This is a genomic window from Amycolatopsis sp. NPDC043887, assembly GCF_056435665.1.
Genome location: NZ_JBWKEB010000001.1, coordinates 172,347 through 185,584 on the forward strand (window position 1 = coordinate 172,347; position 13,238 = coordinate 185,584).

Genomic DNA, 13,238 nt, shown 5'->3' on the forward strand with positions numbered 1-13,238 from the left:
AGGACCGCATTCAGAGGACGAAATGCGGGAGATCACCAGGCCTGGGACAGGTCGGCGTGCTGCCGGATCCAGGCGTGCATGACGATCCCGGCGGCGACGCCGGCGTTGATCGAGCGGGTCGTGCCGAACTGCGCGATCGAGACGACCAGCGCCGCCGTCTTCTGCGCCTCGGCCGAAAGACCCGGCCCTTCCTGGCCGAACAGCAGGACACACTCGCGCGGCAGTTCGGCGGTCTCGACGGGTTGCGAGCCGGGGGTGTTGTCGACGGCGACCACGGCGAGCCCCTCCGTCGCGGCGAAGGTCAGCAGCCCGTCGACATCCTCATGGTGGAGAAGGTGCTGGTAACGGTCGGTCACCATGGCTCCGCGCCGGTTCCAGCGCCGCCGCCCGACGATGTGCACCGCGGCGGCGGCGAAGGCGTTCGCCGTCCGGACCACGGTGCCGATGTTGTGGTCGTGCTGGAAGTTCTCGATCGCCACGTGGAACGGATGCCGACGGCTGTCCACATCGGACACGATGGCCTCGCGCCGCCAGTACCGGTACGGGTCGACGACGTTGCGGCGGTCGCCGTTGGCCAGGAGTTCGGGGTCGTAGCGCTCGTCCGAAGGCCAGTCGCCCTCCCATGGACCGACGCCGACCTCTTCCTTCGCCACCCATTCGGTGGGACCGGCTTCTTCCGAGTTCACCCGAGGATTGTCACTCAGCCCATGCTGACGCGGTGCGCCGGTGCGTCCCCGTCGTGGTGGCGGTGACGCCGGCGCTGGTACGCGCCGATGTAGGAGATGATCACCGTCGCCATCGCGATCACGACGACGAACGGCAGCGACGAACGCGGGAACACGGTGTCGTAGAGGTAGTAGGCGTTGAAGCCGCCGGGTAGGTCGCCGAGGCCCTGCTGATGCCGGAAGTAGTTCTCGGCGGCCGTCAGCGGGCACGGCCAGGGGAAGACGTTGACGAGGACACCCCATGCGGCGAAGAACACATGCACGAAGATCACCTTCGGCCACCGCCACGCGAGGAAACCACCGAATCCGATGAACAACAGCGCGAAAATATGCACCGCGACTGTCACGTTCGCCAGGAAACCCGCCACCTCAAGCCCCCTTTCACACCCCTACCTGCGACGTTACCCCTTTCGGATTGAGAAACGCTCACGAAAAAACGGGGCATCCTCCGTTCGCACGGAGGATGCCCCGTTCGGGACGTTTTACTCAGGACAGACCGAGATCGTCCTTGTTCAGAATGTAACGGTATTCGAGGCCTTCCTTCTCGATGGCCTCGCGCGCTCCGGTGTCCCTGTCGACGACGGTCGCGACGCCGACCACGTTGGCTCCAGCCTCGCGCAGAGCCTCGACGGCGGTGAGCACGCTGCCACCGGTGGTCGAGGTGTCCTCGACGGCGAGCACGCGCTGTCCCAGCACCTCGACGCCTTCGATCCGGCGCTGCATGCCGTGTTCCTTGACGGCCTTCCGGACGACGAACGCGTCGAGCACGACACCGTCGGTCGCCGCTGAGTGCAGCATCGCCAGCGCCACCGGGTCCGCGCCGAGGGTCAGACCGCCGGCGGCGACGTAGTCCCAGTCGTGCGTGAGCTGGCGAAGCAGCTTCCCGATGAGCGGAGCGGCCGCGTGATGCAGCGTCGCCCGCCGGAGGTCGATGTAGTAGTCGGCCTCCTTGCCCGAGGACAAGGTCACCTTGCCGTGCACGACGGCGAGTTCGCCGACCAGTCTCGCCAGTTCGAGTTTCGCCGCTTGATCAACACCGGGGTACGCCACGGCCGAGAGTCTTACACACGGCCCGCCGGGTCCTTCGACGGTAGCTCTAGTCATTGCCTGCCGTCGCCGCGTCGACGGCCTGGCCCCGCGTCGCCGCCCAGGCCGGGACCAGAGTCGCCACGAGCGCGAGCGCCGCGGCGGTCCCGATGATGGTCAGGTAGATCAGCGGGGAGCCCATCGGCAGCAGGGAATCGGTCGCCACCAGGCAGAACGGGACGATCGAGCCCGCCGCGACGACGGTGCCGAGCACGATCCCGACCAACGCGACGAGCCCGCCTTCGAAACCGGCCATCCGCAGCACCTGCGCCCTGGTCGAGCCGGTGAGCCGCTGGAGGCCGAACTCGCGGCGCCGCCGGACGGTCGCCATCACGAGCGTGTTCGCGACCGAAATCACCGTGTAGGCGATGATCATCCCGACCAGCAGATAGTTCACCCACGCGCCGACGGCCTGGTCCTTGTCGTGCGCCGCGACGAGCGCCGCCCGGTCGCCGACGGACACCGGCAGCCCGGCCGTCGCCTCGCGAAGCCGCTCGGTGAGCGCCGCCGGATCGACGTCCGGAGCGGCGCGGACCAGCATCTGCGGGGCGAGCCCGGCGGTGGTGTGCGGGGCCAGCAGACCGGCCGGGAGCAGCAGGCTCTCGAAACCGGGCCGCTGGCTGGTCACCGCGACGACCTCGACGTCGACCGGGGTGCCGTCCCCGAGCCTCAGGCTGAGCGTGTCCCCGACGCCGCGGCCGAAGTCCTTCGCGAAGACCTCGGGCAGCGCGATGGTGTTGCCGGTCAGCGCCTTCAGGTCACCCTGAGTCACTTTGGTGTCGGTCGTCGCGCCCGCGCCGGAAGCGGTGAGGCCGACCGCAGGACGGCCCTCGTCGGAGGAGTCGTACGGGTTCTCGAGGAACACGCTGCTGGTGACGTACTCGGACGCTCCGGCGACCCCGGGCACGGCCTGGATCCGCTGGACGAGGTCCGGGGACAGCCCGCCCGTCGCGGAGGCGATCACGGCGTCGGCGCGGACGTCTTCGGTGAACGCCTGGTTCGCCAGCTCCTGCTGGGTGGTCTGCAGGTAGATGTTCGCGGTCGCGATCCCGACGGCGAGCATGATCGGGGTGACCGCGCCCGCCGCCCGGACGATGCCCGCGCGGGTGTTGAGCACGGCGAGCCGGGCGTCGATGCCGCCGAGCAGGCGCATCGGCCACTGCAGGATCGCCGTCATCACCTTGGCGACACCGGGGGTGATCATCGCGACGCCGAGCGCCCAGAGGATCACCGCGGGTCCGGCGGTGCTGGCCGCGATCGGGCCGGTCATCACCGCGACGGTCACGATGGCCAGCGCGGTGCCGCCGCCGAAGCAGAGCACGGCGACGATGACGCGTGTCGGGGTCAGCCAGCGGCGGGTGACCGCGGCCTCGGCGAGCGCCTCGGTCGGCCGGATCTTCCCGGCGCGGCGGCCCGCGAAGAAGGCGGCGATGAACACCGCGAGCATCGCGGCCCCCGCGCCGACGACGGCGGGCAACCAGCCCTGGTAGAACCGCAGCACCGCGGGCACCACCCCGTTCTCGACGAGCTGCCCGAACAGCCACTCGCCAAGGAACGGGCCGAGTACCGCGGCGAGCGCGGTGGCGAGCAGGCCGACGGCCAGCGCTTCGCCGAGCACCATGCGCCGGAGCTGGCGCGGGGTCGTGCCGATCGCCCGCATCAACGCGAGTTCGCGCGAACGCTGCTGGGTGGACAGGCTCAGTGTGCTGGCTACGACGAACATCGCGACCATCACCGAGAGCCCGCCGGACACCGCGGCGATGACGATCAGGTTGGAGCCGCTCGAATCGGCTTCGGGGAACTCCGCGACACCGCGGTCGATGCCGGTCAGGACGTTCGCCCCGGTCGCGACCTCGGCGACTTTCGCCCGCACCGCCTCGACGTCCGCACCCGGCGCGGTGAAGACGCCGATCGCGTCGGCCTTGCCGGGGTGACCCGAGAGCCGGGCGGCGTCGGCGGCGGAGAAGAACACGGCGGCCTGGGTGATCGAACGCGGCGCTCCGGCCACTCCGGCGACGCGGAACGATTCGGTCTTGCCGCGCGCGGCGACCTCGACGAGGTCACCGGGCTTCGCTCCCGACGCGGATTCGACGACCACCTCGCCCGCCGCGGGCGCGGCACCCGCGGCCAGCGCGTACGGGGTCAGGACGGCGGAGTCCCAAGCGTGGCCGAGGGCGGGCTTCCCGCCCGCCGCGAGCGGGAAGCTCACTTCGCCGACGACGTCCGAGACGCCGGGGACGGACCGCAGCTGGGACACCAGTCCGCTGTCGAGCCGGACGCGTTCGGGAAGCCGCGCGTCCTCGAACTTGCGCTTGTCATCGGGTTCGAGAGCTGCCGGATCTTCCTTGGGCAGCGCGAAGGTCTGGCCGCCGGTGACGAGGATCGGGGCGGCCGCGAGCCGTTGCGGTTCCGCGTTGCTGCGGATCCCCGTCTCCATCAGGCCGCCGCAGGAGGCGACGATCAGCGCGCCGAAGAAGACGGCGATGAAGGTGCCGATGAAGCCGCCCTTGCGCAGGCGCAGGGTCCGGAAGGCGAGTCGCAGCATCACGCACCCGCCCTGACCGAGCTGCCCCAGGCACCCAGGTGGGTCATGCGCTCGGCGACGACGTCCGCCGTCGGCGCGTGCAGCTCGTCCGCGATCCGGCCGTCGGCGAGGAAGATGACGCGGTCCGCGTACGAGGCGGCCATCGGGTCGTGGGTCACCATGATCACCGTCTGGCCGGTCGTCCGGACGGAATGGCGCAGCAGCGCGAGAACCTCGGCGGCGGTGCGGGTGTCGAGAGCGCCGGTCGGCTCGTCGGCGAAGACCACCGCGGGCCGGGTGACCAGCGCCCGCGCGATCGCGACGCGCTGCGCCTGCCCACCGGACAGTTCGCCGGGAAGGTGCTTGCGACGGCCGGAAAGCCCCACGCGGCCCAGCATCTCTTCGACCACACGGCGGTCCGGCTTGGTGCCGGCGAGCTGCTGCGGGAGCGTGACGTTCTGCTCGACGGTCAGCGCCGGAAGCAGGTTGAAGGCCTGGAAGATGAAGCCGACCCGGTCGCGGCGCAGCTTCGTCAGCTTCGTCTCGCTCATCCCGGCCAGCTCCTGCCCGTCGAGCACGACGGACCCCGACGTCGGCCGGTCCAGCCCGGCCGCGCAGTGCAGGAAGGTGCTCTTACCCGAGCCCGAAGGTCCCATCACCGCGGTGAAACCGCCACGCGGGAACGCCAGCGTCACCCCGTCCAGAGCGACGACGCCCTTGCCGTATTCCTTGCGGACGCCGTCGAGCCGGACCGCGTCACCGTTCCACCCAGTGTTCATGGGAAAACACTAGGAATCCCAGGTCGGAAGCACCCTGGGGCGAGCGTGCGTCTCCTTGGTAGGGCGGGCCCTACCTCACCGCGCCGGTCCTGGCATCGACGTCGACGTCGTGCTCGATCCCCTTGCCGTCGCGGAGCCCGACCTCCCAGACGAGGGTGCCGTCGGCGGCGTGGTCGACCTCCATCTCGTCGAGCTCACCCGGCTGGCGTTGCTGCGCGGCCTGGAGTGCCTTGACCGCGTCGACACCCGCCTGCCCGACCTTCGCCAGGTCGTCGCTCGGCTTGGCGGTCTGCTGCTTGCCGAGGACCTGGCCGCCGTCCGGGCTCACGCGCACCTTGTGTTCCTGCCCGTGTGACGCGACCTTGATCTCCCACCCGTCGTTCGCGGGCTCCACGTCGAACACCCGCCCGTCGGTCAAAGCGCCTGCCGCCGCTTGGATCGCCTTCACCGGCTGGGCTTCGACCGGTCCCGGTACCGCCGGGGCGGGCGCCTGTTCGGTGGAACAGGCGGCCAGCGTCAGCACCACCGCGATGACAAGAAGTGATGACTTCATGATCCACGCGTACCCGCCCCGCACGGGCTCGAACCGTCGTCCGGCCGATGGCACCGTGGGGTGATGGTCTCGAACGGACAGGGCTGGCTCCAGATCGGTGAGCTGACGACGGCGTTCGCGCTGTCGGCGGCGATCGGGCTGGAACGGCAGCTCAGGGGCAAGAGCGCCGGACTGCGGACCCAGACCATCGTGGGCACCGCGTCCGCACTGATCCTTTTGGTCAGTAAGTACGGTTTCGGCGACATCCTCGCGACCGGGCAGGTCGTACTCGACCCGTCCCGGATCGCGGCACAGATCGTCTCCGGTGTCGGCTTCCTCGGCGCCGGGCTGATCATCACCAGGCAGGGCGCGATCCACGGGCTCACCACGGCCGCCGCCGTCTGGGAGACCGCGGCCATCGGCATGGCGGCGGGCGCCGGTCTGCTGGTGCTGGCGGTCGTGGTGACGGCCCTGCATTTCGTGGTGGTCCTCGGTTTCACCTGGCTGAGCGCGCATCTGCCCGGCGGCACGGGCACGACCAGGCTTCGCGTGAGTTACGTGGACGGGCAAGGTGTCCTGCGCGACCTGCTGGCGCTGTGCACGAGCCGTCGATGGTCGATCACGTCACTGCGGATCACCGGCGACCGTGACGGTGAGGTGACGGTCTCACTCGACCTCACCGGACCCGATCACGCCGCCGCGCCCACCGTGCTCGCCGCGACCGACGGCGTGCGCTCGATCGAAACCACCGATGACGATTAAGTTCGGCCCTTGCCGCCGAAACCGCCGCCGAGCTTCCGCAGCACCGCCCTGGGAAGCAGCCCGCCGACCGCGACGAGCACCTTGTACTGCAGGCTCGGCACCGAGATCACCTTGCCGCGGCGCAGATCCGCCAGGGCCTCGTCCACGACCTGCTCGACGCCGAGCCAGAACGCCTTCGGACCGGGCTTGTCCAGACCGGCCCGCTCGTGGAACTCCGTGGTGGTGAACCCGGGGCAGAGCGCCATCATGCGGATGTTCTCCGGCAGCGAGGCGGCGACGCCCTCGGTGAACGAAGTGACCCAGTTCTTGCTGGCCGTGTACGTCGAACCGCGGCCGCTGAAGAAGCCGGCGACCGAGCTGACGTTGATGATCGCGCCCTCGCCGCGGTCGATCATCCCCGGCAGCGCCGCACGGGTCAGCCGCAGGACGGCGGTGACGTTGACGTCCAGCTGACGCTGCAGCGCGTCCGGCGGGATGGTCCAGAAGTCGCCGTTGAGCCCGAAGCCCGCGTTGTTCACCAGGAGGTCCACCGGCGCTTCGGCCAGGCGGTCCTCGACCAGCGCGCGTCCGTCCACTTCGGACAGATCGGCGGGCAGGACCACGACGTCGACGCCGTGCGCCTCGACCAGTTCCGCGGCGAAGCCCTCCAACCTGTCGACGTCGCGGGCGACGAGTACGAGGTCGTACCCCTCGGCGGCGAGCCTGCGCGCGAACTGCGCGCCGATGCCGGCGGTGGCGCCGGTGATCAGGGCGGTCTGTGTCATATCGGGAACCTACTCCTCGGTCGGGTTCCGGGAACACGCTCGGATGGGGCAGGCGTGGGGGTCACCCACCGTGGGGATTTGACGTGCAACTGCCGAAGTCGGGAAGTATCGTCCGGCCCCATGGGGAAGCACAGCAGGCGCAAGCCGAGCTACCTGCCCAAAGTCGCGGCCGGCGCGGCGCCGCTGGCGCTGTTGCTCGCCGGTCCGGCCACCGCGCTCGCCACCCAGACCGACCCGTCGATCCCGCTTCCACTCGATCACCAGCGCGAAGGCAGCCTCGATCGCGGAGTCGGCTTCACCAGCGAAGGCGACACGACCGTCTTTCGCGGTTTCCTGACCAACACCGAGCGGAACGTCTTCAGCAAGGACCTCGGTGACGCGAAGACCGTCGCTGACGTCCGCCGCTCGGTGAGCGAGACCATCGAGACCCGCGACGGTGTCACGGCCCGTCCGGACAAGGTCGGCGCGCTCGCGGCGGCGAAGACTTCCGAGGCCGTCAAGCAGGGCCAGCGGGAAGCGCTGAAGGTCGATCGCTACGGCAGCGTCGTCGCCGGGAACGAGACCGAACTCGAACGGACCGGCGCACGGCTGACCGAGGTCGCGCTCGACCCGCGCACCGGCGTCCCCACCTTCGTCTCCGAGGACAGCCGCGCCCTTCGCGTGGCCGAGGGGACCTATCACGCCGTGCGCCCGCTGCCCGGGGTCGGCGTCATCAACGAGACGGAACAGCACACCGGCGGCACCCTCGACCGGGCCTTCCTGCTCGACGGCGGGTTCTCCGGCGACCTCGGCGGCGTGCTGGAGGCCGGGCGGTCGTCCGGGCACGCGGTCGACGTCGGCGACCTCGCCGCCGTCGGGTCGACCTCGGCGCAGCACGGCAACGGCCGGTTCAGCGGTGTCCTGCCGCTCGACGTCGGCTCGGGCGCGGGTTACGGCCAGGAGCACGCTCTCGGCGGCACCATCGGTCCGTCGTCCGGGCTGGTCACCACCGGGCAGAACGTGAATCTGGCGCAGCACGATGCCGGGCTCACCGGATCCGGTTCGCACACGATCAGCGGCGACCTCGGCATCGGGGAAGTCGCTTCCGTCCGCGGCACCTCGACGTCGTCCGTGCGCGGGGTACAGCCGACCACAGATCCCGCACAGGCAGGGCATCTGACGCAGTCCGGGACACTCGACCTGACCCTGCTCGGTCAGCCGGCGCACACCGGATTCATCGCCGGGGCGCTCCCGCTGGAGCTCAAGCGGTCCTGATCAGGCCTGGGGCTCGATGTCGTCGGCGGCCTCGGCCTGCCAGTGACGGCCAGGGGTCGAGGCGTTGTCGTACTCCTCGTCGAACGGGTCCACGATGTCGGCGATCTCGCCGAGGTCGCGCAGCAGCCGCTCGAGCCGCGACGGCCCGGCGTTCGGGGCGACGCTCGCGAGCACCCACTCGTTCTCCAGCCACGCCACGCCGACATCGCCGCCGAGCGAGTCCGCCGCGTCGACGAGATCCTGCGTGATCACCTTGCGCGCGCCCTCGGAGTCGTCCGCGAAGGCGTAGCGCTGACCGATCGGGCCGAGCATCTCGGGCATGTCCTGGCGCTGGAACGGCACACTGGACAGCCACATCTCCAGCGGCACCTCGTGCACGCGGTTGCACCGCACGGCGACCACGACCGCCGGGATCTGGCCCTCGGTCTCGATGTCGAAGATGAAGACGGGACGCCGCCCGTCGGAGGTGAAGGTGGACCCGGCGACGACGTTGACCGCCAGCTGGGCACCGAAGTACCCGATCGCGCCGTTGGACCACTGCCGCGGCAACCGTTCGTCCTCTTCGACGAACTGCCAGCCGCGCAGCTCGGCCCAGCGCATGCGCTCGCGATTGCGCGAGCCCTCCTTCGCCCGGTCGGCCGCGAGCAGCGCCAGCCCCGCCACCAAGGCGACGGCGGCGATGACGAACCAGATCCACGCCGGAATACCCACGACGGTCAGGGTATCCCCCTGCCCTCACCGGATGTGACCGCCGGGCGCCGTGTCGCGCCACCCCTTTCGGTGCCGCACCCGGGAAAGACCACGAAAGACGCGGCGAAAGGTCGACAAATCGCTGTGTCGCCAAGGCAATGAAGGGGCCTTTCATCGCAAATTCTGCGATGAAAGGCCCCTTCATCTCATTCGGCGGGTGACCGACCGGCCTCAGTCCACCCGGGTGACCGTCAGCGCCTCCGACGCCTCCTGGGCCGGGATGTCCACCCGCACCGTGTCGCCGTCCCGGATCTCACCGGCCAGCAGCTGTTTCGCCAGCTTGTCGCCGATCGCCGACTGCACCAGCCGCCGCAGCGGCCGCGCGCCGTAGATCGGGTCGAAGCCGTTCAGCGCGAGCCACTCGCGTGCCCCGTCGGTGACCACCAGCGTCAAGCGGCGCCGCGACAGCCGCGTGGCGAGCCGTTCGATCTGGATGTCCACAATAGACGTCAGCTCGTCGGTGCCCAGCGCGTGGAAGACCACGATGTCGTCCAACCGGTTCAGGAACTCCGGTTTGAACTGCCGCTGCACCACCGACATCACCGCGTCGTTGCGCTGACGCTCGTCGAGCGACGGGTCGGCGATGGCCTGCGAGCCGAGGTTCGACGTCAGCACCAGGATCGTGTTGCGGAAGTCCACCGTGCGGCCCTGGCCGTCGGTGAGGCGTCCGTCGTCGAGCACCTGCAGGAGCACGTCGAACACGTCCGGATGCGCCTTCTCGACCTCGTCGAGCAGCACCACCGAATACGGCCGCCTGCGCACCGACTCGGTCAGCTGGCCGCCCTGGTCGTAGCCGACGTAACCCGGAGGCGCCCCGACCAGGCGCGCCACCGAATGCTTCTCGGCGTACTCGCTCATGTCGATCCGCAGCATCGCGCGCTCGTCGTCGAACAGGAACTCGGCGAGGGCCTTCGCCAGCTCGGTCTTGCCGACACCGGTCGGGCCGAGGAACAGGAACGAACCGGTCGGCCGGTCGGGGTCGGCGACGCCCGCCCTGGTGCGGCGCACCGCGTCCGAGACGACCTGCACGGCCTCCTTCTGCCCGATGACGCGCTTGCCGAGCTCCTCCTCCATCCGGAGCAGCTTGCCCGTCTCGCCCTCCAGCAGCCGTCCGGCCGGGATGCCGGTCCACGCGCTGACCACGTCGGCGACGTCGTCCGCGCTGACCTCTTCCTTGAGCATGACGTTCTGCTGGCTGACTTCGGTGGCCGCGGTCGCGGCCTCGAACTCCTTCTCCAGCGCGGGAATCCGGCCGTAGCGGAACTCGGCGGCCTTGCCGAGGTCGCCGTCGCGTTCGGCGCGTTCGGACTCGCCGCGCAGCTGCTCCAGCTGCTCCTTGAGTTCGCGGACGCGTTCGATCGAGCCCTTCTCGTTCTGCCAGCGCGCGGTCAGCGCGGTCAGCGTCTCCCGCTTCTCGGCCAGCTCGGAGCGCAGCGCGGCGAGCCGTTCCTCGGAGGCGGCGTCGTCCTCTTTGGACAGAGCCATCTCCTCGATCTCCATCCGCCGCACGGCGCGCTCGACCTCGTCGATCTCGACGGGCCGCGAGTCGATCTCCATGCGGAGCTTCGACGCGGCCTCGTCGACCAGGTCGATCGCCTTGTCCGGCAGGAACCGGGCGGTGATGTAGCGGTCGGACAGGGTCGCGGCGGCGACCAGCGCGGCGTCGGTGATGCGCACACCGTGATGCACCTCGTACCGCTCCTTGAGCCCGCGCAGGATGCCGATGGTGTCCTCAGTGGACGGTTCGCCGACCATCACCTGCTGGAAGCGCCGTTCCAGCGCGGCGTCCTTCTCGATGTGCTGCCGGTACTCGTCGAGCGTGGTCGCGCCGACCATCCGCAGCTCACCGCGGGCGAGCATCGGCTTGATCATGTTGCCCGCGTCCATCGCTCCCTCGCCGGTCGCGCCGGCGCCGACGATGGTGTGCAGCTCGTCGATGAACGTGACGACCTCGCCCGCGGAGTCGGTGATCTCCTTGAGCACGGCCTTCAGCCGCTCCTCGAACTCACCGCGGAACTTGGCACCCGCGACCATCGAGCCGAGGTCCAGCGCCACCACGCGCTTGCCGCGCAGCGACTCCGGCACGTCACCGGCGACGATGCGCTGGGCGAGCCCTTCGACGATGGCCGTCTTGCCGACGCCGGGTTCACCGATCAGCACCGGGTTGTTCTTGGTGCGGCGCGAGAGCACCTGCACCACGCGGCGGATCTCGGTGTCGCGGCCGATCACCGGGTCCAGCTCGCCGGCGCGGGCGCGTTCGGTCAGGTCGACGCCGTACTTCTCCAGCGCCTTGAACGTGCTTTCCGGATCCGCGCTGGTGATCCGCGCGGAGCCGCGCACCTTGGCGAACGCCTCGCGCAGCGCGTCCGGGGTGGCGCCGTGCCGCTTGAGCAGCTCGGCCACCGGCCCGCCTTCGGTGGCGAGGCCGACGAGGAGGTGCTCGGTCGAGACGTACTCGTCGCCGAGTTCGGTCGCGAGCTTCTGCGCGTGCGTCAGCGCTTTGACGGCGTTCGTGTCGAACTGCGGGCTCGACACGGTGGCGCCCGTCGCCGACGGCAGCGCCGCGATCAGCGGCTCCAGCTCCTTGTGCACCTGCGCCGGATCGGCCCCGACCGCGGTCAGCAGCGGTGCGGTGAGCCCCTCACCCTGCGCCAGCAGGGCGCCGAGCAGGTGCGCGGCCGCCACGTGCGGGTTTCCCGCCATCGTGGCCGCCTGCGCCGCCGACGAGATCGCCTGCTGGGTCTTCGTGGTCGGGTTGAAAGCGTCCATCCCTCACCTCGTACTAGGTCCTGCGAAGTTCTTGTCGACAGGTACAACGTCAGCAAAGTTGAGTCTGTTCCGCTCAACCCTGAAAAGTTTCAGCCTCCGCTCGGGGAGACCGCCTCCACGGGCAGGCGGGGACCCACCCGGCCGAGGCCGACCACGGCCGTACAGGCGCACGCGGCCACGAGCACCCACGGGATCCAGACTGCCACGGAGAACAACGCCACGACGGCCGGAGCGATCACCGCCGCGAGCGTGAACGCGTACTGGAAGGCCGCCAGGTACCGGCCTCGCGCCTCCGGCGGCGCCGCGGCTTCGGCCAGCGCCCCGGACCGGGGGCCGAACGCGAGATCGCCCGCGGCCAGCACGAGGGTCGCACCGAGCAGGTAAACCGGCTGGAAGACCTTCGGCACGAACACCACCAGGAGGCACGCCAGGCACCACACCGCGAACAACGCCGAACCCGCACGCATCGCGGCGATCCGGGTCATCCTCCTGGTGAGCCGCAACGCGACGACTCCACCCAGACTGGTGACGACGGTGAGGAGCGCGATGATGGCCCCGGGAAGCCATCGAGGGCCTTGCAAGGCGTTGAACACGTACACGGGCATCCCGATGAGGAAGAAGTCCATCGTGAGCGCGAACAGCCCGCTGAACACGATGAGCGCCAGGTACGGGCGGTTCCGCCAGACCCGCGCGGGCCCCGAGCAGCGCGGAGAAGGCCGCGGGGCGGGCGTGACCAGCGTCGACAGGATGGCCGCGGCGATGACGAAGGTCGCGACGTCGACCATCACGGCGACGTACAGGCCCTCACGCCCGATCCACACCAGCAGTCCGGCCGCCGCGAGCCCGCCCAGCCCGAAGCCCGCGGAGCGCACCATCGCGGCTTCGGCGAACGGCCGGTCCTTCGGCCCTTCGCCCGCGACGTCGGCGATGAGCGAGAACTGCGAGCTGTAGAACAGCTGCTGCCCGGCCGCGAGCATGACGGACGCGCCGACGACGCCGGCGAACCCGTCGGCCAGCAGGAAAGCGCTTACTCCGGCGGCCTGGAGAACGTGGGAACAGATCATCACCGTCCGCGGGCCGATCAGGTCGACGAGGCGGCCGGCGAGCGCGGGAACGAGCAGCCCGGCGAACGCGCCGAGCGTGACCGCACCTCCCGCCTGGGCGAGCGGCAAACCCACCACGCGGATGACGAAGACGAGGCCCAGCGGAAGGAAGAGTCCCGAGCCGAAGTTGTCGATACCCAACGCGACCAGCAACGCGACCCTGCTTCGCACACCTTCGACGCTACCGGCG

General features: G+C 70.2%; 12 protein-coding genes. 2 read left to right on the forward strand and 10 right to left on the reverse strand.

All coding sequences use genetic code 11. From position 1 onward, the window contains the following. Positions 1 to 32 precede the first annotated feature (32 nt). The 6 genes from AC069H_RS00895 to AC069H_RS00920 form a co-directional block, all read right to left on the reverse strand. On the reverse strand, positions 33 to 686 hold the full coding sequence (locus AC069H_RS00895) for a TrmH family RNA methyltransferase (protein WP_478224159.1): 654 nt from the start codon (positions 684 to 686) through the stop codon (positions 33 to 35). A 14-nt stretch (positions 687 to 700) separates the two neighbouring features. After that, a complete protein-coding gene (locus AC069H_RS00900; RefSeq protein ID WP_478224157.1) occupies positions 701 to 1,093 on the reverse strand; it encodes a DUF2784 domain-containing protein in 393 nt (130 codons plus the stop codon). A 118-nt stretch (positions 1,094 to 1,211) separates the two neighbouring features. After that, complete coding sequence (gene pyrE, locus AC069H_RS00905) at positions 1,212 to 1,775, reverse strand: orotate phosphoribosyltransferase (protein WP_016338130.1); 564 nt, start codon at positions 1,773 to 1,775, stop codon at positions 1,212 to 1,214. Positions 1,776 to 1,821: 46 nt separating this feature from the next. Then, the gene (locus AC069H_RS00910; RefSeq protein ID WP_478230954.1) at positions 1,822 to 4,356 is read right to left on the reverse strand and encodes an FtsX-like permease family protein; all 2,535 of its coding nucleotides are present in this window, start codon (positions 4,354 to 4,356) and stop codon (positions 1,822 to 1,824) included. Further along, positions 4,356 to 5,114, reverse strand: a complete 759-nt coding sequence (locus AC069H_RS00915) for an ABC transporter ATP-binding protein (protein ID WP_478224154.1) — start codon at positions 5,112 to 5,114, stop codon at positions 4,356 to 4,358. The genes AC069H_RS00910 and AC069H_RS00915 overlap by 1 nt, the downstream gene beginning before the upstream one ends. A gap of 70 nt (positions 5,115 to 5,184) precedes the next feature. Continuing rightward, positions 5,185 to 5,667 carry a PepSY domain-containing protein gene (locus AC069H_RS00920; protein WP_478230955.1) on the reverse strand — a complete coding sequence of 161 codons (483 nt, stop codon included), beginning with the start codon at positions 5,665 to 5,667 and terminating at the stop codon, positions 5,185 to 5,187. 60 nt (positions 5,668 to 5,727) lie between these two features. Between AC069H_RS00920 and AC069H_RS00925 the strand changes: the two genes are divergently transcribed. Next, positions 5,728 to 6,408 (forward strand): MgtC/SapB family protein, encoded by a 681-nt coding sequence (locus AC069H_RS00925; RefSeq protein WP_425341985.1) that lies wholly within the window; start codon positions 5,728 to 5,730, stop codon positions 6,406 to 6,408. Here the strand turns inward: AC069H_RS00925 and AC069H_RS00930 are convergent. Continuing rightward, positions 6,405 to 7,172: an SDR family NAD(P)-dependent oxidoreductase gene (locus tag AC069H_RS00930; RefSeq protein ID WP_478230956.1), complete on the reverse strand. Its 768-nt coding sequence runs from the start codon at positions 7,170 to 7,172 to the stop codon at positions 6,405 to 6,407. The genes AC069H_RS00925 and AC069H_RS00930 overlap by 4 nt on opposite strands. Positions 7,173 to 7,292: 120 nt before the next feature. Between AC069H_RS00930 and AC069H_RS00935 the strand changes: the two genes are divergently transcribed. Next, positions 7,293 to 8,426 carry a hypothetical protein gene (locus AC069H_RS00935; protein ID WP_478230957.1) on the forward strand — a complete coding sequence of 378 codons (1,134 nt, stop codon included), beginning with the start codon at positions 7,293 to 7,295 and terminating at the stop codon, positions 8,424 to 8,426. Here AC069H_RS00935 and AC069H_RS00940 read toward each other — a convergent pair whose 3' ends face one another. The 3 genes from AC069H_RS00940 to AC069H_RS00950 form a co-directional block, all read right to left on the reverse strand. Next, on the reverse strand, positions 8,427 to 9,137 hold the full coding sequence (locus AC069H_RS00940; RefSeq protein ID WP_125679540.1) for a type III secretion system chaperone family protein: 711 nt from the start codon (positions 9,135 to 9,137) through the stop codon (positions 8,427 to 8,429). It lies immediately after the preceding gene. 210 nt (positions 9,138 to 9,347) lie between these two features. Beyond that, a complete protein-coding gene (clpB, locus tag AC069H_RS00945; RefSeq protein ID WP_478230958.1) occupies positions 9,348 to 11,945 on the reverse strand; it encodes an ATP-dependent chaperone ClpB in 2,598 nt (865 codons plus the stop codon). Positions 11,946 to 12,034: 89 nt separating this feature from the next. Continuing rightward, on the reverse strand, positions 12,035 to 13,219 hold the full coding sequence (locus AC069H_RS00950) for an MFS transporter (protein ID WP_478230959.1): 1,185 nt from the start codon (positions 13,217 to 13,219) through the stop codon (positions 12,035 to 12,037). Positions 13,220 to 13,238: the final 19 nt, after the last annotated feature.

Bases quoted from the DNA above. Each gene is read 5' to 3' on its own strand.
- AC069H_RS00910 (WP_478230954.1), bottom strand. From the start codon at position 4,356: ATGCTGCGACTCGCCTTCCGGACCCTGCGCCTGCGCAAGGGCGGCTTC.
- AC069H_RS00915 (WP_478224154.1), bottom strand. From the start codon at position 5,114: ATGAACACTGGGTGGAACGGTGACGCGGTCCGGCTCGACGGCGTCCGC.
- AC069H_RS00920 (WP_478230955.1), bottom strand. From the start codon at position 5,667: ATGAAGTCATCACTTCTTGTCATCGCGGTGGTGCTGACGCTGGCCGCC.
- AC069H_RS00930 (WP_478230956.1), bottom strand. From the start codon at position 7,172: ATGACACAGACCGCCCTGATCACCGGCGCCACCGCCGGCATCGGCGCG.
- AC069H_RS00935 (WP_478230957.1), top strand. From the start codon at position 7,293: ATGGGGAAGCACAGCAGGCGCAAGCCGAGCTACCTGCCCAAAGTCGCG.
- clpB (WP_478230958.1), bottom strand. From the start codon at position 11,945: ATGGACGCTTTCAACCCGACCACGAAGACCCAGCAGGCGATCTCGTCG.